A 21,268-nucleotide genomic window follows, 5' to 3' on the forward strand; every position below is an offset into this window, starting at 1 on the left:
GAACGCCATTTTGGCGTTCCGGAGTTTGCTCATACGTTAAGGCTGAACTGCTGCGCCATCTGTCGTTCCAGCTGGTGGTTCTACTGTACCCGGGTCAGTCGGTTGTGCATTTGGATCGACTGTCGGATCGGTCGGCTCAGGATCAGTTGGCTGTGGATCAGCCGGTGCATCAGGAGGTGTTGTGCTTGGCGCACCGTTATCTCCGCCACTTGGCGGTTCAACCGTACCCGGATCTACATTTCCTGATCCTCCGTTGTTCCCATTTCCATTGTTTCCATTGTTTCCATTATTGCCATTACCGTTATTTCCGTTGTTGCCTTGATTTCCGTTGTTCCCGTTGTTCTCAGCAGGCGGAGGCGGCGTTGTTTGTTCACCTTGATCTGTTTCCGGTTCTTCTTCTTGCGTGTCGTCTGGCGGAAGGACTTCTTCTGGAACTTCTTCCAGATTGTCGTCAGCCGGAACCGTCAAGCTAATCGTATTGGACGAAGCCGATTCAACAATCGGCTCTTCTCCGGCACGATAAGCTGTCACCGCGTAACTATAGGTCAGACCCGCAAGCGCTCCGGTATCTTCTGCCGAGGTGCTTGTCAGTCCATCTGCAAGCATTGAAGGCTGTGCCTCAGAAGATTCTTGGCGATATAGGCGATACACAACGTTATCTCCCGCTACAGGTTGCCACGATAAAACGACTTTTTGATTATCAACGTCATAAGAAGCGACAAGCCCGGTTGGTGCACCAACCGGTTCATTGTTCTCAGGTTCTTCCTGAGCCGGAGGTTGCTGAACTTCTTGCGCCGGTGCATCAGGTGCTTTGAAATCGCTAACCGGCATTCCATCCATCGCTTGCTTCATGATGCGTGCAAACATCGATGCCGCCAGACCGCTACTGTTTTTCAGCATATGCTGAGCATCCGGTTTGTCGTAGCCCATCCAGACCGCACCTGTCCATTCCGGCGTATATCCGACGAACCATACGTCTCGGTTGGCACTGTTGCCATCGATACCACTTTGCGTTGTACCTGTTTTACCGGCAAGGGGACGACCAATATCGGCTTTGCGCCCTGTCCCGTCGGTTACTACGCTTCGCATCATATTCGTCATTTCATAAGCGGTAGTCGCGCTCATGACCGATTTTGAATTTTCAATCCGGCTATAGATTTCGATCTCGTTGGAATCGCGAATCGACTTAATGGCGTAAGCTTTCATAAATTTACCGCCGTTAGCAAACGAATTATAGGCTTGAGCCATTTCCAGCGTATTCGTACCTTTGCTCAGACCGCCCAATGCAATACTCAAGTTATGGTCATTTTCAGTAAGCGGTATACCTACGGATTCTGCAAATCGGAACCCTGTATCGACGCCGATCTGATTGAGCAACCAGACTGCTGGAATATTGATCGATTCCGCGAGCGCTTCTTTCATCGACACCGTTTTGCTGTAACCATGCAAGTTTTTCGGGCTATAGTTGCCAAAGCTTTGTTGCTCATTGCTCAGCGGCGTATTGATATCAAAGCCGCTTTCGAGTGCTGGAGCATACGAGGCGATCGGCTTGAATGCCGAACCGGGTTGTCTACGGCTATTCACCGCACGGTTAAAGTCGCCTTTATGATAATTACGCGCACCCAAGATCGCAATAATGCTGCCATTTTGGTTATTCGTAATCGTCATCGATGCTTGAACCGGTTGATCATCAGGGCTTTGCTCGAACAATGAATCGTCTTTAAACGCATCTTCCAGGCTTTGCTGCGCTTTGCCGTCCATTGTCGTGTAAATCTTGTATCCACCACGGTTAAGATCGTCTTCGGTCAACGCCGTTGCGTCTTCCGCTTCTTGAAGCACATAGTCGACAAAGGCTTGATAATGCGTTTCTTTCGTTTCCGGCGGCGTATACGCATAATCGACCGCTGCCGCTTTGTCTTTTTCGGCTTCAGTAATATAGCCTTGCTCGTACATCAGTTGAAGAACGACAGCGCGGCGTTCTTTGGATTTATCTGGATTGGCAATCGGGTTATAGCGAGTTGGTGCTTTTGGCATCGCTGCCAGAGTCGCCATTTCCCAGATTTCCAGCTTATTCAGATCGCTTTTGCCAAAATAACGCTCGGAAGCGGCTTTGATCCCGTAATATTGACCGCCGAACGAAATTCGGTTCAAATACATCGCCAAAATATCTTCTTTGGAGTATTGACGCTCTAGCGCCAAAGCGATCGAGACCTCAGTCGCTTTACGGAAAAATGTTTTGTCGGCGGACAAGAAGATGTTTTTCGCCAACTGCTGCGTGATCGTACTTCCGCCTTCGGCAGCGGAACGTGCGATAATATCGCGCACCGCAGCTCGTCCGATCGAGCGCAGATCGACGCCCGAATGTTCGAAGAACCGTTTGTCTTCGGTCGCCACAAAAGCATCTTGCAGCAGCTTCGGTATATCGGCGGATTCGACTTCTTCGCCGCGCTGAATCTTGATCTCACCGATCTGCACGCCGGTACGGTCGTAAATGACAGTCGGCGCTTTGATATCAATCTTATCTTTATTTTCCGCCAAAATCTTTTCACCGCTTACCGTAATAAACAGATAACCGCCTAATGCACAAAACACGGCAAAAGCAGCTGTGAAAAACAATGTCCAAAATACGCGTTTCCCCGTGATTCTTTTCTTTTTTTTCGGGGATGTTTTCTTGGTTGCGGTTGTCGGAGGCTTTTTCCCTCCGCCATTTCCTCCGCTGCCGCTTCCTCCGCTACTGCGGTTCGAGCGACTCAGTTGTGGGTTAGGCATGATGTGTTTTGACACCCCTTTTGCTTTCTTTGCGCCTAACGAAAAGAACAACCTATGTAGGTTGCTCTCCGTTATAGCTATGAGTTTAGACGTTGGAACATCAGAAAAGTTTCAAAAATACCGATGACATCTTTGTCATCCATCCGTCACTTTTCGGCTAAATTCAATCTTGATCGAGGCGAGCTCAATCCCTTGCTTTTATTCTCCGGATGTCGTTTCTTGTTGGGTTAGGGATACGTTGCGCTGTGGCATGAAGGTCGAAATTGCGTGCTTATAGACCATTTGCTGACGTCCGTCACTATCGATGACGATGGTGAAATTGTCGAAAGCTTTGATCGTGCCTCGAATTTGAAATCCGTTAGTCAGATAGACTGTAGCCGGGATATTCTCTTTGCGCAGTTGGTTCAGGAACGTGTCTTGAATATTGATGGATTTGTTCATAACCGGTACCCCCAATTGTCATTTTACTGTTACTTTCATTGAAAATCGGAACTAAAACTTCCCGTAATCATACCATGAATCTTTTCGTAATTTGCAGAAAAGTTTTCCGGCCCGGAAACGTCTACCCATTGGATATCGTGCATATGCCGGAACCAAGAAAGCTGACGTTTAGCGAAATGCCGGGTATCGCGCTTGAGCAGATACACCGTTTCTTCGAGCGTAGCCGCTTCATTCAGATACGGCCAGATTTCTTTATAACCTAATCCTTGCATCGAAACCATATCCGGTGTGTAGCCTTGAGCCTGAAGTTTCTGAACTTCTTCAATCAGCCCTTGCTCCATCATATGGTCAATCCGCTCTTCAATACGGTTATATAGCATTTGGCGGTCCATTGTCAAACCGATCAAACATAGGTCATACGGCGTTGTCTTTTTCTGGCGTGACAGTTGCTGCGATAATGTCTCACCGGTCAGCTTGTGAATCTCAAGTGCCCGAATGACGCGGCGTGTATCGTTAGGATGTAACCGTTGTGCAGATTCTGGATCGATTATCCGCAATTTGTCATGGAGCGCTTCGTTACCGAACTCTGTTGCAAAAGCAGCTTGTTCCAAACGAAATTCTTCGTCCGATCCGCTTTCTGCAAATTCATATTGGTAACACAAAGATTCGACGTATAACCCGGTTCCTCCAACGATAAAAGGCAAGTTCCCTCTCGCCGTGATCTCTGGAATCAATTGAGTGCAACGTTCTTGAAATTCAGATACAGAAAACGGTTCATCAGGTTCATGAATATCAATCAAATGATGAGGAACGCCTTCCATTTCTGCCTTTGAGATTTTTGCCGTACCAATATTCATACCGCGATAGACCTGCATCGAATCGCCAGAAATGATTTCGCAAGAAAAAGCTTTCGCCAATTCAATGCTAAGTTTGGTTTTTCCGACGGCTGTCGGCCCGATCAGAACGAGTAATTTGGGCTTATCTGTCAACAGTAATCACTCCATACGTAATTTTGGCATGAACGCGACCTTCTGAGTTAAAGCCGAGACGTTCCATTTCACCGCTACCTTTTTTTTCTTTCAATACAACTGTTTTACGAGCGACCCGAATCGCTTCTTGAATCGACTCTTGCTGTAGCGCACGCGAATCGGCATATAGCCGAAGTGGTGAAATCGCAGAAGAATCATAGACAGGTTTGCGAAACATCGGATCGAAATACACGACATCAAAGCTTCGATCCGGCAAAGATTTCAAATACGCCAAATGATCGGTATTCAACACTTCGATTCGCCGCATCGCTTGGGTCACCAAAGGCTTTTCAACCTCGTAACTCGCCAGCCCTTCGCGAAGCAAAATCGACAGTTCGGGCGACGCTTCCAAGCAACGAACAAGACCATTCTCGCCGACCGCGACAGCAAACACGAGCGAATCGGTTCCTAAACCTGCTGTACAATCCAGCACCGAATCGCCGGGCTGGATTTGAGCCGTCTCGATCATCGGATCAGATTCGTTTTTGAGCAGACGCTTCGCGCGAACATAGCCCATGCTCGGATGATATTCCAGTACAGGTTGATCCGCTCGGAACAGACGCACTTTGCCTTGTGTAACAATCAACACCGCTTCCGCTTGATATTTTGAAAATAAATTCGGAATCGAAGTGCGACCTCTGGGCATAAAAGGAATCTGCTGCTCGTTTGCGATCTTTTTGGCGCGCTCAAGCTCGGTTTCGGCAGGTTGAATACCGGTTGTAACGATCATCATGAACAATGTTCTCCTTCGGAAAAATCAAAAAATTAAACGCGTTTAAACAACTTCTCTAAATCGTACGAGGAAAAAGAAACGACGATCGGTCTTCCGTGCGGGCAGGTATACGGTTGTTTACATCTACCTAGACGTTCGATCAAGGTCTGGGCTTGTCGATCACTCAAACGCTGATTCGCTTTGATCGAAGCTTTGCAAGAACAGAGCGTCGAAGCTTTTTCACGTAATTTGGCAAGGTCAATCGCTCGTTCGCTCAGCACCCATTCTGCCATTTCTTCGATAATCGACGATTCTTCTCCGGCTGGAAACCAATGCGGATACGCGGTAACGCGGAACGTCTGACCTCCGAACGGTTCCATATAGACGCCGGCTTGCTCGAACCAACCTAATCGATCTCGAATTTTATTGCTTTCAGCAGATGTAAATTCCAATGTGATGGGCAGAAGCAGCTCTTGCGAAGCTTCTTCCGGTTGCCCGAACTTCTCATAATAATATTCGTAGTTAATCCGTTCGTGCGCCGCATGCTGGTCAATCAAGTATAGACCTTGCTCATTTTGGGCAATCAGATACGTGCCATGATGCTGACCGATTAATGTCATATCGGGAAACGTCGGACGCTTCGGCACTTCTCCGCGCGTATATAGTTCCGCTGCGCGAGCAAGCGCCGCAGGATTTTGCGTTGGAGCAGGCGGAGGAGTCTGACTTTGGCGTCCATTGGACGTCCCCGATGATTGAGCTTTGGGTTTTCCTGAATAGCCTAGTCCATGCCCCGGTTCTTTCACTTGAGGTGAACGCGAATTCACTTGATCTCCTGCATTTGGATACGTGAAAGGCGCTTGTGATTCCGGCGGCGGGACAAGAGAATCGGCAAAAGAACTTTTGCTCTCAGCTTGAACGGCTGATGCTAGTCTGGATGCCTTAGTCGAAGTTCCCGGTATGGCTTTTGCCGCAGGATTGTCTATGATTTTCGGTTGAAAAGCTTGAGTCTCAGCCTTTTCAACTGTTGCAGGCTCTGCTTTTGGAACATCTGGTGAAGCTAAATTATTTTGTTCTTGCGGTAATGCTGCATTTAATTCGCTGACCAGCTCGTCACGCTTCGGAAAATGGAACTGTTCTTGCACGATACTATCATTTTTGCCAATTCGCTGATTGATTGCTTTCGGAATCAGGACTTCTTGCGATAACGCGGCGCGAATTTGTTCTTCGACAAAAGCGATTAGCTCGGCTTCTTTACTGAATCGCACTTCTAGCTTGGCAGGATGCACATTCACATCGACCAGCGACGGGTGCATATTCAGGCTCAATACAACCAACGGATGGCGTCCAACCGGAAGCAACGTATGGTAGGCACGCATAATCGCTTGGTTCAACACATGGCTGCGAATATAACGACCGTTGACGACTGTCGTGATCGCGCTACGATTCGAACGGGTAAAGTCCGGCAAGCTCACAAATCCAGATACCGCAAAATCCAGACTTTCACTGCTCAAAGGAATCATCGCTTTGGCACTCGTCGTTCCATAGACTGCCGCAATGACTTGGAGCAGATCTCCACCGCCTAGAGTCTGAAGCAGCGAGTTCCCGTTATGACGCAGCGTAAAAGCAACTTCGGGATGGGATAACGCCATCCGGTACATATAATCGGAGATATGCCCGAGTTCGGTCTGAACCGTCTTCATGTATTTTAATCGCGCCGGCGTATTATAAAATAACTCTTTCACTCGAAAATCGGTTCCGCGCGAAGCTGGGGCATCATCGTTGCTACGAAGCGTCCCGCCTTCGATGACTAGACGTCGCCCTGCTCCGTCTTCTCCGCAAGACGTAAGAAGTTCGACTTTCGCTACGGAAGCGATACTTGGCAAAGCTTCTCCGCGAAACCCTAGGCTCGTAATTTGAAAAAGATCGCGTCCTCCCGAAATCTTGCTGGTCGCATGACGGTAGAAGGCTGTCTCGCAATCTTCCGGGTCGATCCCCGAACCGTTATCCGTGACACGAATCGACGATAATCCGCCTTCTTCTGTCCAGACATCGATTTTGGTCGCTCCGGCATCGATCGCATTTTCCACTAATTCTTTGACAACCGAAGCAGGTCTTTCGACCACTTCTCCGGCTGCGATCTGATTGGCAATATGTTCGTCCAACACTTTGATCTTCGCCATATTATTTCTCCTTTCTACGCTTATTTAAAAGAAGACAGATCACACAATTAAAAGTTATAACCGCTGCGCGGTAAGTTTCAATTCATTCAAGACTTGCATGGCTTCAAGCGGCGTCATATTCATTACATCGATTTCACGCACGCGTTGAAGCATCTTTTTCACTTGAGGATCTTCTTTTTGCGAAATCACAGTTGCAACCGGTGCAGAAGGAGTACGTTCATCGTCTCCGAAAATAGACAATTGCACGACTTCGTCGGCACGCACGTTTTGTTGTGACGTGACTGCGTCGGTTGAAGTCACGACTTCTTCTTTTTTTGCAAATGGCTGTTCACGAATAACATCGGGTTCACGTTCAGGCGCAGTATATTCAACCTCGGATTTTTCTATAGGAGCTGTAGCAAGCGGCTCTACATCGCTATGACCGACTGCGACTTCCGCAGCAGCTTGTTCGAAGCCTTGCAACAACCCATAAGCCCGATCAATGATACTGCCCGGTAATCCGGCAAGGCGCGCACAGTAGATACCGTAGCTTGTACTAGCCGCTCCTGCGACCAACTTGCGTAAAAATGCCACTTGATCGCCGCTTTCGCGAACTGCCATACAGTAATTGCGAAGACGCGGCAAACTTTCTTCTAAATGCGCGAGTTCATGGAAATGCGTAGACACGAGCGCTTTACAGCCAATCGATTCGTGCACATGCTCGATGACGGCTTGTGCAATCGCCATACCTTCACTGGTCGAAGTGCCTCGTCCAAGTTCGTCGATGATAATCAGACTGTTCGCAGTCGCTTGCTGGGTCATGACTTGAATATCTGCCATTTCGACCATAAACGTACTTTGCCCGCCGACTAAGTCGTCTGCTGCGCCGATTCGAGTAAAGATTCGGTCTAGCAAAGGAACTTTTGCTTGATCCGCTGGCACAAAACAACCAATTTGCGCCATGATCGAAATGAGCGCGACTTGACGCATATACGTACTTTTACCTGCCATATTCGGTCCGGTAATCAGCATAATATTCGCGCCTTCTTGCGTTAGATCGGTCGCATTGGCAACGAATGTTCCGCCTTCCATCACGGCTTCGACTACGGGGTGTCTACCGTTGTCTACATTCAGGTCATAACCATCATGCAGGCTTGGACGAACAAACGACTTTTCGGCACTCGCTTCCGCAAACGCTTGATAAACGTCGATTTCCGCGACGCGTTCGGCAAGCGATTTGAGCCTTGGGATTCGTTCTGCGACTTGTTCGCGAAGTTCCAAAAACAGCCCGTATTCCAAATCCGCCATTTTTTCTTCGGCTTCGAGAATCAACGATTCTTTTTCTTTCAGTTCAGGCGTAATATAACGCTCTGCATTGGACATCGTTTGTTTGCGTTCATACCGACCTTCGGGAAGCTGCGCCAGATTGGCACGCGTCACTTCGATATAATAGCCGAATACTTTGTTATATCCGACTTTCAAAGAACGGATTCCCGTCACGCGACGTTCTTCGGCTTCAAGCTCCGCGATCCAACGTTTTCCGTTGACACTCGCTTCGCGTAATTGATCCAGATGTTCGTGGTAGCCTTTTCGAATCAGCCCGCCGTCTCGCACGGACACCGGAGGTTCGTCAGTAATCGCACTCGCAATCGCTTCAGCCAAATCTCTGCATTCGTCCATACGCTGCGCCGTTGCTCGGAGCGTCTGCGAACCGGAGTCCAAGCAGACGGCTTTGAGTGCCGGGATTTGAACCAACGAATCTCGCAGCGCAATCAGATCGCGTCCGTTCGCACTGCCAAAAGCAACCCGTCCGACAAGACGTTCCAAATCGTAGATTTCTTTTAACGCTTCTTTCACGTCGCCGCGTAAAATCAGATCGCGATGCAAATATTCGACCGCTTCTAGCCGATCTTCGATCGCGCTTCGTTGCAGCAATGGCTTGTCGATCCAACGACGAAGCGTACGCGCGCCCATCGATGTCTGTGTTCGATCCAACAGCCATAATAACGAACCTTTTTTGGATCGTTCGCGTACCGTCTCGGTCAGTTCCAAGTTACGACGGGTAAAAGGGTCTAAGATCATATAATGATTCGGTTCGTACACCGAAATTTTAGTCAATTGTCCAAGCGCTCTTTTTTGCGTTTCCGCCAAATAAGCGAATAAGCGAGAAATGCAGACGCGGCGTTCTTCGTCTAATCTTGCCCAAGAAGCTTCGCCAAATTGCTCACGAGCGCCGTCTTCTTTGGATTTTTCCCACGGCGTAGATACCAATCTTCGTTCCATAGGAGCCGTCTGGCTTTCGAGCATTTCTAACAAATCAGCGTCACCGATTACTTCAACCGGTTGATAAACGCCGAATTCGCCTTTAAGCCATTCTTCGCTTTCCGGTGCAGAAGTGACATGTAGATCGCCCGTCGACAGGTCACAAGCGGCGATTGCCATCATATTGTTAGAGCGTGTCACACATACCAGATAATTGTTCGACTTTTCGCCAAGCGCGCGGCTTTCCATCAGTGTACCTGGCGTTACGACGCGAACGATCTCGCGGCGCATCATCCCTTTGGATTCGCCCGGCGATTCCACTTGTTCGCAAATCGCGACTTTATAACCTTTTTCAATCAGACGCTGTACATAACCTTCGGCGGAATGGTAAGGAACGCCGCACATCGGCGCTTTTTCTTCCAATCCCGCATTTCGACCGGTCAGCGTAATCTCTAATTCACGCGAAGCGGTAATCGCATCGTCGAAAAAAATCTCGTAAAAGTCGCCCAGACGGAAAAAAAGAATCGCGTCTTTGGCTTCTTGTTTGATCTTCATATACTGTTGCATCATCGGCGTTAACGTTGCCATGATTTCCCTCCAATTTCCCTACTTTCTTCTCTTCTTTAGTATAACAGACTTTTTCTAAAAAGCGCGCCAACACGAACATATGTTCATTACAAACAAAAAATGCCGCAACTCTCACCGCCAATCCCTTCTTTTTAAAAGGATATAAGCGCCGACCATCGCAACATTTCTCTACTTAGCTTATGATTCTTTTCCTTATACCCACACCTATATCTTCGCAAGGGGCGAAGGGAGTATTTCTGTAGGAGTGAAACGTTCGCCTTTGAAAAGGGAAAATCCCCATATCTAACCCCATTCAAATTTTCCCTTTTCAACACGCGACCGAAAGAAATACTCCCGCAGCCCCCAGGCACCGAACACCCCCTCCTCACATGATATGAGGAGCCTTATCTTTTTTCGACATACCCAAATACCGAGTCAACTCCCGGCATAATTGCAAAATCGCCGAGCGAACTTCAAACTCTTCACGTGTATCAGGAAGCGGCATTTCTTTGAAGCGTTCTTCCAATTCTTTGAGCATCTCAGCCGCTTTGCCGGTATAATGTTCGCTTTTCACATCTTGTTCCAATCGATCAAACAATTCGGCGGTAAGCTCCGCTTGCGAAATCTGACGGTACACTTGCGAGACCAATTGAGCCATCGTTTGAATCGATTCCAATTGCTGCTTACGCATCACGAAATATACACCCCAAAATCCGTCGGACTTCAACACCTGATTTTCTCTAGAACGTCTGGCGAGTTCCAGCCCTTCGGCAACTTTTCGATCAGCCGCGATCAGTTCTTTACCGTCCCAGACGTAATCCGGGTGCCGCAATGTGCGGGCAAACTGCGCGAAAATCAGCGAAAAACATTCGTCGGCTTCGCTCCGAATTTTGGACAACTTTTCTTCGGGGTTGGGCATATAAATCAGATTCACCAACATCGCCGAACCTAAGCCAATCACCAATAATTGAACTTCTGTCCATATCACCGGCACGCTGATCACACCTGCGTTGAACACATGGAAGACCACGACCGCATTCGTTACAATACCGCCTTTAAACGTCGCTTTGACGATCAGAGGAAACGCAATCAGGATATACAGCGGGATTACCCAATAGTGGAACCCCAAAATACCGAACAATATACAAGCGACGATTAAACCGACGATGGAAGCGAAAAATCGGTCAACGACCGTTTTGACACTCCGCTTGATCGTTGTATCCAATCCCAAAATCGCAAGCAAACCTGCCGATGTCGCAGAAGGGATCCCGACAACATGGGCAATCATAACCGCAGCGAATGCCGCAAACGCCGTTTTGATGACGCGAAAACCAAACATGCGTGTGATCGCATCCTTTCTTCATGTTTCAGAAATATTCTACACTTTCAAAAAACTCCAAACTTCTTACATTTTTTGACGGAGACAAAAATCCTGTCGCTCCGCAAAAGGAACACACAGGATTAAAGTCAAACTACTTGTTGCTGCCAAATCCTGTACCAAACCCAGGCTACAGCTTTAGATTATACAGACTTGTGTACTTTTGTTCTAGGTAATCGGCAAGATAATCCGGATTCAATTCTTCGCCCGTTACATCGAAAATGATTTCGGAAGGTTTTTTCGCTGAACCAAAGACATAGACTTTTTCCGTCAGCCATTCTTTGATCGGCAGCAAATTGCCTTGTGCAATCAACTCATCCAGATTCGGCATTTCTTTACGCATCGTACGCATCATTTGCGCCGCATACATGTTGCCAAGCGAGTACGAAGCAAAGTACCCGAAAGCACCGCCAGACCAATGCACATCTTGCAGTACACCTTCTGAATGGTTAGGAGGCGTAATGCCTAAGTAACTTTCGTATTTGGAGTTCCACACTTCCGGTAATTTTTTCACGTCGAGATTTTCATTGAACAACATTTTCTCGATCTCGTAACGAATAATGATATGCAGGTTATAGGTCAGCTCATCGGCTTCGATCCGAATCAATGAATTTTCTACACGGTTCGCCGCAAAATGGAATTTCTCTGGCGTCACGCCGGTCAATTGATCCGGGAATTGCTTTTGAAGTTCGCCAAAGTAACGTTCCCAGAATGGCAAGCTGCGCCCGATCATATTTTCCCAAAAGCGCGACTGCGATTCATGAATCCCCATCGATGTACCTTGCGCAAGCGGAGTCCCCGTCAACTTCGGATCGATATTTTGTTCGTACAACGCGTGCCCGCCTTCATGCAGCGAACTAAATGCCGCACTTAGCACATCATTTTCATGATAATGGGTGGTGATGCGAACATCGCCGGGATTCAGCCCTGTTGCAAAAGGATGCACTGCTTCGTCCAGACGTCCTGCTTCAAAATCATAGCCCATTTCTTTCAAAATAAAATGGCTGAACGCTTCTTGCCCTTCTTTTGGATAAGTCGCGTCCAAAAATGGCAGATGCGCCACGATTTCAGAAGCCGCAATCGCTTCGGCAAGCGGGACAAGACGCTTTTTGAGTCGATCGAATACATCATCCAGACGCTCAACCGTCATATCCGGTTCATACATATCGAGCAGCGTGTCGTAAGGTGTGTCTTTGACGCCCCAGTAGCCGACAAATTTGCGTAATGTGCCAACGATTTCGGTTAAATAAGGTTCAAACGATTCAAAATCGCCGCTGTCTTTGGCTTCTTCCCACTGCGTTTCGGATTTCGAAGTCAAAACCGTATAATCTTTGAATTCTTTTTCCGGAATTTTGCGGTTCTGATCGTAACTTTTTTGTACATTTTCAAGCAGTCTACGATCCAAGTCTTCCAGTTGTGCTAGATTTTCTTCTTGAGCGAAAAGTTGCAGATATGTACCCATTTCATCCGATGTTTCCAGCTTGAATGCTTCTGTAGAAAGCAAACCGATTGTCTCAGCGCGAGTCGATGAACCTTTACGCGGAGCGCCTGTGCGCAGATCCCAATACATGAGATTGACCGCTTCGTGATAACTTCCGATCTTCGCGACCAATTCGCGGAATCCGTTCCATTGTTCCTGTAATTTTTGTTCCATCTGTAAGATTCACCTCGTTTGTTTGATCGTCCCCTGAAAATGGTAAAAATGATTATTCACCTCTTGATCATACGTTTAGAAGCGTCTATAATCAATATTAGAAAAAGGTTTTGCAAAATATAATTTTAGGAAAGAGGTTTTGAATCATGTCGATGTCTTTGACAATGAAAGTCTCACCGGAAGCGCAAACCTTACTGAACGGAAAATTTGGTGATCAACCTGGTTACTTGCGCGTTGCTTATGACAATGAAGGCTGTGGATGTTCACTTAGCGGCGCGATTGCTTTGTGGTTAGTCGACGAAAAAAAATCATCGGATTTGTCAATCTCGTCAGAAAGTCAAACTTCGTTTATTATCGATCAAAACGATGCGGTTTATCTGGATCAAAATTTATCGCTAACGATCAGCAAATTTGGCCCAACTTCCCTTCGCCTTGCGAGCGACGGTCAATCTTATGGCTCCAGTATTGCGATTGAAGATCGTCGATCTACTGCCGAAGTGCACGATTGAACCGCTTTCGTCACATTTCGCCAAAATTCGGGCTTGAATTTTCCTTATCGGATTATGTAAAATTTCTGATAACGCTCTAAGGCGAAAAAGGAGGAAGCAGCTTTGACTCAAATTAACGAAATTTTGGATCATAATAAAGCATTTGTCGAAAACAAAGAGTACGAATCGTTTATCAGCGGCAAATTTCCAGAAAAAAAAGTGGTTGTGCTGACTTGCATGGATACTCGGCTAACTGAGTTGCTTCCGCGCGCGATGAATCTGCGTAACGGCGACGCTAAAATTTTGAAAACGGCAGGTGCTGTTATTTCTTCGCCATTCGGCAGTATTATGCGCAGCATTTTGGTTGCTTTGTATGAGTTGCAAGCGGAAGAAGTCATCGTAGTGGGTCACCATGAATGCGGGATGGCTTCGCTCAATGCCGACCGGATCATGAGCAAAATGCGCGATCGCGGTGTTTCGGAAGAAGTACTCGCTACACTGGATCATTCCGGCGTGCAATTGGGTCAATGGTTCAAAGGCGTAGAAAACGAAACCGAAGGCGTGATGCACAGTGTGAATATGATCGTCAATCACCCGCTGATGCCTTCAGGCGTTCCGGTGCATGGGATGTTGATTGATCCGAAAACTGGCGCGCTTGAATTGATTTCCAACGGCTACGAGTCGATGAAATAAAGCTTGTATCGTCAATTTTCACTTTTTGAACACATTTTCAAATAGATAGCTACAGATCAAGCACAGTTCTGCAATCCGAACTGTGCTTTTTTGCGATTTCTCCTTTTTTTCAAGCTTCCAGCTTCGTTCTTGTTTTCCTATCGGTTGCCGAGGCTTCTTTTTGTGTGTACACTTGGAAAGAGAGCGCTAACCATCCGGTAAAGTGCCTTGAATACAGAGAACGGGTGATTTGATGAATATACTTTCTTACGGCCTGCTCGCTCTAGTTTCACGTAAAGAAGCTTCGGGCTATGATTTAATGCTTAAGATTCAGCCATTCTGGCAAGCGAAACATAGCCAGATCTATCCATTGCTCGGCAGTATGGAAGAAAAAGGACTCCTTAGCGCGATCTGGATTCAACAAGCGGACAAACCAGACAAAAAGTTGTATTCCATTACGCCTGAAGGTACGAAGAAGCTACATGAATGGCTGCTTGAAGAAACGGCTGCTCCAGTCATGCGTGACGAGTTTAATTTAAAATGTTTTTGTATTCATCTTGCTGAACCTGCGGAAGTACGCCGGATGTTCGACGATCGTCGTGCTTTTCATCTGGATCGCATTCAGTATTACAAAAATATTCAAGACAATATTCCGACCGAACACCGTAATCCCGGTCATATCGGTTTCGAAGACTACATTTTGCTGCAAAAAGCGATTATGCGTACTCAAGCAAGTGTAGACTGGATCGATTGGGTCGAAAAAGAATATGGTCAATGGAAAGTCGAAATTTAAATTTTTTTGAAACGTTTACGAAATTCCTTCGTATAAGGTCAAAGAAGGACGAAGTCTGCACTTCGTACCTTGCCAACACACCTTATTAGGAGGAATTTTTTTATTATGAGTCGATCCAAAAAAATCTTTTCCATTCTTTTGTCTTTCCTGATCATCTTCGGTGCTTCCGCGATCGTACCGGATCAAGCCGATGCACGTCGAGGCGGATTTAGTTCAGGCCCTAGATCGTACCAAAGCACACCGAATAAGTCGCAAAATACAGACAGCTACAATTCAAGCAATCGTTCAAATACGCAATCCAATAGCACAGTGAACCGGAATAACCGTAACAATACGAACAACCGCGGCGGATTCGGCGGCGCATTGTTCCGCGGTATCTTGTTCGGCGGTATCGCTGGTCTGTTATTCGGCAGCCTATTCGCTAACATGGGGGCGCTTGGGGGTATCCTCGGATTAATCGTCAACGTTCTGGTGCTCTATATGCTGTTTGTGGTAATCCGCGCTGTCTATCGTTCGGTGAAAGAAAACCGTCGCCGTTCGCGCGAACGTGAAGGACGTTACTAAAAAATGCAGCTGACGATGGACGAAATTATCAATGCCGTATGCCTGAATATTGCGGAAAGACGCGTGATTAAGCCCACTGAAGTGATGGTTGAACTACTTTGGGACGAAGATCTCGGATATAGCGCTCATATTACCGTGCAGGGACGCGATTGGTATATTAACGAAGGTTCGCTTATTGAAGCGATCACTCGTTATGTCGATCGAGAATACGGGATTCGCGCTTTTCAAGATCAGATTCAGTTGGATTTGACGGACGAAATTATTGCACATATCGCCGTATAAATAAAAAAGCTGCTCGGAACGCTGCATTAGCGCCGAGCGGCTTTTTTGTTCTTCTTTTTTGAATAGGATAAATAGATTAACCCATCTTCACTTGAAGCGTAATGATCTCATACGGTTTGAAGAATTGCGTATACTCCGACCCAGTCACTTCTTTTTCCAAAGGACGCTCAAGCAGATCGCATAGTTGCCACGAAGATACGTCATAGTCGCTAGACAACTTCACTTCGACGCGGCGACCCGTGTATTCATGCAAACGGATGATCCAAGTATCCCCTTGCTCCGAGCGCTTGATCGCATCGATCGCGATACCAGCCGTGTCCATACGCAGTAGCGAACGATTGACTCCAGCTTCGTAGGCTCCTTTTACAATCTGAGGTTGATCATTGAGTGCCCAAGCTTTCTCCGCCGTGCCTCCGGCTACCCAATCTCCCGCATGCGGAAGAAGTGCATAGTTGAACGTATGAATACCTTGATCGGCACTCCAGTCTGGATCCGTCGCAGATTTAATTAAGGTAAGACGCATCACATGGTCTTTAATATCGTAGCCATATTTGCAATCATTGAGCAAGCTGACGCCGTAATCGCGTTCGGACAAATCCGCCCATTGATGCCCTACTGTCTCGAATCGTGCATAATCCCAGCTTGTATTCCAATGCGTCGGTCTTTTTACATTGCCGAATTGAATATCGTAAGTCGCTTCGGTCGAACGGATCGATACCGGGAACGCGACTTTAAGCAGCTGATGTTGTTCATGCCAATCGACCGTCGTATCAAATTCAATCTGACGCTGCGAAGCGTATAAGGTCATCGACTGCGTTACCGTAGAGTCCATGTACTTCCATTTAATTTGCACCGTTGTGGACAATTCACCGTTTTGGATGACTTCTGTCGAAATCAGATCGGTGATGTAGCGGCTTTTCTCTAAGTATTCAATATCGATATTCCAAGCATCGTATTCCATCGGTTTATCTTCGAACACTTGCAAGACGTTGCCGGGCTCGCCTTCTTTTAACACTTCGCGCTTGGCTTCACGGTCGAAAATCCGTTGCAATTGCCCCGAAGCATTCCATTCCAGAATATAAAAAGGCGTCGTTAATTGATTCTCTTTCCATACGAATGGCGATTGAGCTTCTACGGGCTGCGTAGCGGGAGTCGCATAAATCACTGTCGCACCAAGCGAAGTCAATTCGGGAACTTCAACCAACCACTCTTGCTCCGACAAACGTTGAGCACGCAGAGGTTGTCCTTGATAGTCGCTCCAAGATTGATTCTCCGCCGTATCCGTTCGGATCTGTACAAGCCCTTCATAAGTGAAAAAGGCTCCGCTAAACAACGTGTATGCCTGCGCATTTTGAGCGTGTACCCCCTGATTAGAAGCAGAACCAGGAATTAATGCGGCTGCGGCTTCTTCTATAACGGAGTCTACGATCTGCTTCGCTTCTTCATATTCCAAACGAGAATCTTCGTACACTTCACGAATGCCCGATCCCGGAATAATATCGTGGAACTGATTGCGAAGGACGATTTTCCAGCCTTCAAGCAGACGTTCTGCCGGGTAATCGTTCAGGCTGCCTTTTTCTGCTGCCGCTAAAATTTGCAACCACTCAGCTGTCCGGTAATCCAGTTCCAATTTGCGATTCATTTTTTTGTTATGTGCTTGGCTCGTGTATGTCCCTCGGTGCGTTTCTAAGTACAATTCGCCGTCCCATGTATGCACGTATTCTTCGGTATTGGAGATCGTTTCGTTCAAGCGACCGAAGTAATCGTCAGCACGTCCCGGCTTCACACTCGGAATGCCTGGCAGGTTATCGAGACGTCTACGCATTTCGAGCATATCGCGATTGACCCCGCCGCCCCCGTCGCCGTAGCCATAAGCCAGCAGCAATTCTTGGTTCAGGTTCTTATCGAGATACAGATCCCAAATTCCTTGCACGGAGAACGCCTCGATCACGCCATTGTATGTAATTCCTTGAGATAGTGGCTTCGCTCTTGTCGTAATAAAGTGCGTCAACACTTCACTACCATCGATCCCTCTCCAATAAAACGTATCATGCGGCATTTTGTTATATTGGTTCCAACCTAATTTGGTCGTCATAAAAGTCTCAATACCGGATTTACGCAAAATTTGCGGCAATGCCCAACTATATCCGAATACGTCCGGTAACCATAAGTGCTTGCACTCGACGCCGAATTCTTCACGGAAAAATTGCGTGCCGTACAAGATTTGCCGTACTAAAGATTCGCCGCTCGTCAGGTTACAGTCCGCTTCAAGCCACATCGCACCGCCCGCTTCCCAGCGCCCTTCTTGTACTTTTTCTGCGATTTGCGTGTATAGTTCCGGGTAATCTTGCTTGATATAATCGTAAAGCTGAGGTTGGGTCTGCAAAAATACATATTCCGGGAACTGACGCATCAAGCGCAGTACCGTAGAGAAAGAACGTGCCGCTTTTTCGCGAGTATGCGTTAGTCGCCACATCCATGCCACGTCGATATGCGTATGCCCGACTGCTGTAACCTGCACGGGGTGCGGATGACGTTCAAGCTGACTGATTCGTTGCTCCAGATCACGATCCGCCTCTTGAGCACTTTCATAAAAAGCAGCACTTCCCGGTTTCGACCAATCCACCAAACGAATCGACTTATCAAGCATTGCCAATAGTTGCGGCTTTAACGCATGATTGTCCGGCAACTCCCGGTAAACGCCAAGCACCGCACGCGCCGTATAATACAGATTGTCTGCCGACTCATCAAGCCATGTCAGTTTTGCGAATCCAATCACATGTTCTTGCAGCTTCGGCAGGCCGCCGCCTTCTAATCCCGACCATAGACGAAAAGAAAAATCAAACGTCCGTCCTACCGCATCGGCTTCCAAAAACACTTCCAAATGATTGGAATCTACGCCTTGATACGGATGCCCGTCGATGAACAGCAACGATTCAAATCCGCTATTGTAAAAGTCTCCGGTACGACCGAAATCAAACAACCCAACGATCCGCCGACCTGTCCATTCTGCCGGAATATCGATACTTCGCTGTAACCACAAATACCGATCCCTTCCGCTCCAATGGTCGCCCACGTTGTAGGTTCGACCTGTTTTGAAAGAAGCAGGCGGATAAGCTCCATTTGCTCCTTCTTCGTCTTCCAACCCTGCCCATTCATTAAGCTCGATACTATCGCGGTACCGATAAGGTTCTAATTCCGTGATTCGCTTTGCCAATTTTTCTTCTGTCGAAAACATCTATGCCACCTCTTCTTTTTGGAGTTAAGCACTTTCGCCCGGTTTTAAGATCGCGGGAAGCCATACTTTAGAAGGTGCTATTTCGGGTTCACGTACTTGCTTCAATACTTGCCGCACAGCGGCTTCGCCCATTTCGATATAAGGGATTTCTACACAGCTCAAAGTCGGTACGCTAAGCACATCGCCCTGGATCGTATTGTCCGCTGCCATTACAAGCAAATCTTGACCTAACCGCAATCCAAATGAGTGTGCTGCACGCTGAAGATTAGGAACTGCGCTTGACCAGTTAACTAACACCGGTGCCGCGGACTGCTGAGCTATTCGGTCTTGACACCATTCGTGCCAATCGACTTTTCCTTCTTCTTGTTTATGCCGAGAAATATTAGGGGTTAATCCTTTTTCGCTGCACCATTCTTCATAACCTAACCGGCGCTGCTGTTCTGCCCAGTTGACGATGCCTTCATGCGACAAGCTGAACACTTCCGCATATTCGGGAGCGGTATGAGTGAAGCTAACAGGATTCCATAAGTATTCCAGCGCCGCTTGAATACTTTCGCGGTAATTGGCATGAACCGAGTGCACCCTTTCATCTTCGGCATAACCTTCGACCGAGACATACGCAGCGCCGCTATTTTTTACTTTTGCTGCCCAATCTGTATCGGCATAGCTGGTATCATCTAAAGTAACGATCCCGTCGATTCGCCGCTGCTGATACAATTCCAATAATTCTTCTCGTGATTCGCCTGCTGGACCACGGCTCGGAGAACTGAGCAATAGATGATACCCTTCTTGTTCGCTCGCACGCTGCATCCCCTCTAGCATCCGCATAAAAAGAGGATGAGAAGTGTCGCCAAACGCCGCAAGTGTCATACTCCGTCCCGTTTTCATCCCGCGTGCTCTGGAATCTACGTGATAATCCAATTCTTGAATCGCCGCCAATACCTTATCTCTCGTCTGCTGACTGACTCCGATCCCCGGCGTGCCATTCAACACCGCCGATACGACGCTACGAGAAACCCCGGCGCGTTTGGCTACGTCTTGACTGGTTGTTCGTTTGGGACTGCTTGATCTTTTGTTCATAGGTACACCTCGAATCGAATATAACACGTGTTATACAAGCTGTATAGTCTTTTCTGTACATTGACAAAAAGCATCTCTCCTTTTATGATGAAAACGTTAACATTTGAAGTCAGGAGCGAATACGGATGATTACGATCAAAGACATCGCAAAAGTTGCTGGCGTCTCGCATACTACGGTTTCCAGAGCTTTAAACGGTAGCCCGTTAATCAAGCCAGATACACGCGAACGAATCGCCAAGATCGCTTCGGATATGAATTATATGCCTAATTACAGCGCCAAAAATTTGGTTACGCGTAAATCGAATACAATCGGATTGTTTTTTTCAAGTATCGAGCAAGGCACTTCTTCCAGTTTTCTAGCCGATGCGCTTAAAGGAATCCGCAAACAACTAGGCAACATGTATATGTTGACGGTGAGCGGCATTGATGATTCCAGCAGCATGGATTATATCGACCCTCGGCGTTACGATGGGATTTTGGTGATGAGTCAAAGCGAATGGGATAATCGTTTTATCTATCATGTACAATCTGCCGGCATTCCGCTCGTTGTGTTGAATCGTCAATTAGAAGATCCTTCGATTTGTAACGTAGCTTCGGATGATCGTGTAGGCGGCAAAGCCGCAGCCGATTACGCTTTTGAATGCGGGCACCGATTAGTCGCGATGATCGAAGGAAAAGCCGGATTCAAATCCTCTTCCGAGCGTAAACTTGGATATATGGATAGCCTGATGGCTCATGGGTTAACGCCGAATCCGACTTATTTTGTGCAAGGCGATTATAGTATTGAGAGCGGCTATACCGCCATGAATCAGCTGCTTGATTTGCAAGAACGTCCGACCGCTGTTTTTTGCGGGAATGACGATATGGCAATTGGTGCGATGAATGCGTGTTTTGATCGGGGCGTACAGATTCCTAATGAAATTTCGTTGATCGGATTTGATGATATGACGTTCGCTTCCTATACCAATCCTCCGCTGACTACGATTCATAAATCGGTATCCGAGATTGCAGAAGAAGGTACGAGATTGTTGTTGGAACGACTTCAATATCCGCAAACCTTGCCTGTGCAACGTTTACTAGGAAGCACACTTGTGCAGCGCCGATCGGTCTCTAAGCTTGCTGAACATCGATAATCGACTTTAACTAGATTTCAGTCTCACTTTCACCTTCGGGTGAATCTC

At 47.3% G+C, this 21,268-nt stretch carries 16 protein-coding genes; 6 read left to right on the forward strand and 10 right to left on the reverse strand.

Annotation, left to right across the window (positions count from 1 at the left end):
• Positions 1-36: 36 nt before the first annotated feature.
• The 8 genes from NOM90_RS02050 to NOM90_RS02085 form a co-directional block, all read right to left on the reverse strand.
• On the reverse strand, positions 37-2,769 hold the full coding sequence (locus NOM90_RS02050) for a transglycosylase domain-containing protein (RefSeq protein WP_255939616.1): 2,733 nt from the start codon (positions 2,767-2,769) through the stop codon (positions 37-39).
• A 198-nt stretch (positions 2,770-2,967) separates the two neighbouring features.
• Positions 2,968-3,210, reverse strand: coding sequence for an RNA chaperone Hfq (gene hfq, locus NOM90_RS02055; protein ID WP_037288808.1), 243 nt, complete (start codon positions 3,208-3,210; stop codon positions 2,968-2,970).
• Positions 3,211-3,245: 35 nt separating this feature from the next.
• Positions 3,246-4,199: a tRNA (adenosine(37)-N6)-dimethylallyltransferase MiaA gene (miaA, locus tag NOM90_RS02060; RefSeq protein ID WP_255939617.1), complete on the reverse strand. Its 954-nt coding sequence runs from the start codon at positions 4,197-4,199 to the stop codon at positions 3,246-3,248.
• Positions 4,189-4,971 carry a class I SAM-dependent methyltransferase gene (locus NOM90_RS02065; RefSeq protein ID WP_370866551.1) on the reverse strand — a complete coding sequence of 261 codons (783 nt, stop codon included), beginning with the start codon at positions 4,969-4,971 and terminating at the stop codon, positions 4,189-4,191. The genes miaA and NOM90_RS02065 overlap by 11 nt, the downstream gene beginning before the upstream one ends.
• 32 nt (positions 4,972-5,003) lie before the next feature.
• Positions 5,004-7,130 (reverse strand): DNA mismatch repair endonuclease MutL, encoded by a 2,127-nt coding sequence (gene mutL, locus NOM90_RS02070; protein ID WP_255939618.1) that lies wholly within the window; start codon positions 7,128-7,130, stop codon positions 5,004-5,006.
• Between the two features lie 54 nt (positions 7,131-7,184).
• Positions 7,185-9,959, reverse strand: a complete 2,775-nt coding sequence (gene mutS, locus NOM90_RS02075) for a DNA mismatch repair protein MutS (protein ID WP_255939619.1) — start codon at positions 9,957-9,959, stop codon at positions 7,185-7,187.
• 364 nt (positions 9,960-10,323) lie between these two features.
• Positions 10,324-11,277 (reverse strand): aromatic acid exporter family protein, encoded by a 954-nt coding sequence (locus NOM90_RS02080; RefSeq protein ID WP_255939620.1) that lies wholly within the window; start codon positions 11,275-11,277, stop codon positions 10,324-10,326.
• Between the two features lie 169 nt (positions 11,278-11,446).
• Complete coding sequence (locus tag NOM90_RS02085) at positions 11,447-12,970, reverse strand: carboxypeptidase M32 (protein WP_255939621.1); 1,524 nt, start codon at positions 12,968-12,970, stop codon at positions 11,447-11,449.
• A 146-nt stretch (positions 12,971-13,116) separates the two neighbouring features.
• Here NOM90_RS02085 and NOM90_RS02090 point away from each other — a divergent pair, with 146 nt between their 5' ends.
• The 5 genes from NOM90_RS02090 (at position 13,117) to NOM90_RS02110 (ending at position 15,769) form a co-directional block, all read left to right on the forward strand.
• Complete coding sequence (locus NOM90_RS02090) at positions 13,117-13,479, forward strand: iron-sulfur cluster biosynthesis family protein (RefSeq protein ID WP_255939622.1); 363 nt, start codon at positions 13,117-13,119, stop codon at positions 13,477-13,479.
• A 102-nt stretch (positions 13,480-13,581) separates the two neighbouring features.
• On the forward strand, positions 13,582-14,151 hold the full coding sequence (locus NOM90_RS02095; RefSeq protein WP_255939624.1) for a beta-class carbonic anhydrase: 570 nt from the start codon (positions 13,582-13,584) through the stop codon (positions 14,149-14,151).
• Positions 14,152-14,383: 232 nt separating this feature from the next.
• A complete protein-coding gene (locus tag NOM90_RS02100) occupies positions 14,384-14,923 on the forward strand; it encodes a PadR family transcriptional regulator (RefSeq protein WP_255939626.1) in 540 nt (179 codons plus the stop codon).
• Positions 14,924-15,028: 105 nt separating this feature from the next.
• Entirely contained in the window at positions 15,029-15,487 is a 459-nt protein-coding gene (locus NOM90_RS02105; RefSeq protein ID WP_255939627.1) for a hypothetical protein, read from the forward strand.
• A gap of 3 nt (positions 15,488-15,490) precedes the next feature.
• Positions 15,491-15,769 (forward strand): DUF2653 family protein, encoded by a 279-nt coding sequence (locus NOM90_RS02110; protein ID WP_255939628.1) that lies wholly within the window; start codon positions 15,491-15,493, stop codon positions 15,767-15,769.
• A 76-nt stretch (positions 15,770-15,845) separates the two neighbouring features.
• Here NOM90_RS02110 and NOM90_RS02115 read toward each other — a convergent pair whose 3' ends face one another.
• Both NOM90_RS02115 and NOM90_RS02120 read right to left on the reverse strand, forming a co-directional pair.
• Positions 15,846-19,007, reverse strand: a complete 3,162-nt coding sequence (locus tag NOM90_RS02115; RefSeq protein ID WP_255939630.1) for an alpha-mannosidase — start codon at positions 19,005-19,007, stop codon at positions 15,846-15,848.
• Between the two features lie 24 nt (positions 19,008-19,031).
• Positions 19,032-20,087 carry a LacI family DNA-binding transcriptional regulator gene (locus NOM90_RS02120; RefSeq protein WP_255939632.1) on the reverse strand — a complete coding sequence of 352 codons (1,056 nt, stop codon included), beginning with the start codon at positions 20,085-20,087 and terminating at the stop codon, positions 19,032-19,034.
• Between the two features lie 125 nt (positions 20,088-20,212).
• On the opposite strand from NOM90_RS02120, the gene NOM90_RS02125 reads away from it, so the two are divergent.
• Entirely contained in the window at positions 20,213-21,220 is a 1,008-nt protein-coding gene (locus tag NOM90_RS02125) for a LacI family DNA-binding transcriptional regulator (RefSeq protein WP_255939634.1), read from the forward strand.
• Positions 21,221-21,268: the final 48 nt, after the last annotated feature.

Origin of the sequence: Saccharibacillus sp. JS10, from assembly GCF_024436065.1 — a bacterium.
Lineage (GTDB): Bacteria > Bacillota > Bacilli > Paenibacillales > Paenibacillaceae > Saccharibacillus.

Excerpts from the sequence above, each read along its gene's own strand:
- NOM90_RS02050 (WP_255939616.1), bottom strand. The coding sequence starts at position 2,769 with ATGCCTAACCCACAACTGAGTCGCTCGAACCGCAGTAGCGGAGGAAGC.
- hfq (WP_037288808.1), bottom strand. The coding sequence starts at position 3,210 with ATGAACAAATCCATCAATATTCAAGACACGTTCCTGAACCAACTGCGC.
- NOM90_RS02065 (WP_370866551.1), bottom strand. The coding sequence starts at position 4,971 with ATGATGATCGTTACAACCGGTATTCAACCTGCCGAAACCGAGCTTGAG.
- mutL (WP_255939618.1), bottom strand. The coding sequence starts at position 7,130 with ATGGCGAAGATCAAAGTGTTGGACGAACATATTGCCAATCAGATCGCA.
- mutS (WP_255939619.1), bottom strand. The coding sequence starts at position 9,959 with ATGGCAACGTTAACGCCGATGATGCAACAGTATATGAAGATCAAACAA.
- NOM90_RS02080 (WP_255939620.1), bottom strand. The coding sequence starts at position 11,277 with ATGTTTGGTTTTCGCGTCATCAAAACGGCGTTTGCGGCATTCGCTGCG.
- NOM90_RS02085 (WP_255939621.1), bottom strand. The coding sequence starts at position 12,970 with ATGGAACAAAAATTACAGGAACAATGGAACGGATTCCGCGAATTGGTC.
- NOM90_RS02090 (WP_255939622.1), top strand. The coding sequence starts at position 13,117 with ATGTCGATGTCTTTGACAATGAAAGTCTCACCGGAAGCGCAAACCTTA.
- NOM90_RS02100 (WP_255939626.1), top strand. The coding sequence starts at position 14,384 with ATGAATATACTTTCTTACGGCCTGCTCGCTCTAGTTTCACGTAAAGAA.
- NOM90_RS02105 (WP_255939627.1), top strand. The coding sequence starts at position 15,029 with ATGAGTCGATCCAAAAAAATCTTTTCCATTCTTTTGTCTTTCCTGATC.
- NOM90_RS02110 (WP_255939628.1), top strand. The coding sequence starts at position 15,491 with ATGCAGCTGACGATGGACGAAATTATCAATGCCGTATGCCTGAATATT.
- NOM90_RS02115 (WP_255939630.1), bottom strand. The coding sequence starts at position 19,007 with ATGTTTTCGACAGAAGAAAAATTGGCAAAGCGAATCACGGAATTAGAA.
- NOM90_RS02120 (WP_255939632.1), bottom strand. The coding sequence starts at position 20,087 with ATGAACAAAAGATCAAGCAGTCCCAAACGAACAACCAGTCAAGACGTA.
- NOM90_RS02125 (WP_255939634.1), top strand. The coding sequence starts at position 20,213 with ATGATTACGATCAAAGACATCGCAAAAGTTGCTGGCGTCTCGCATACT.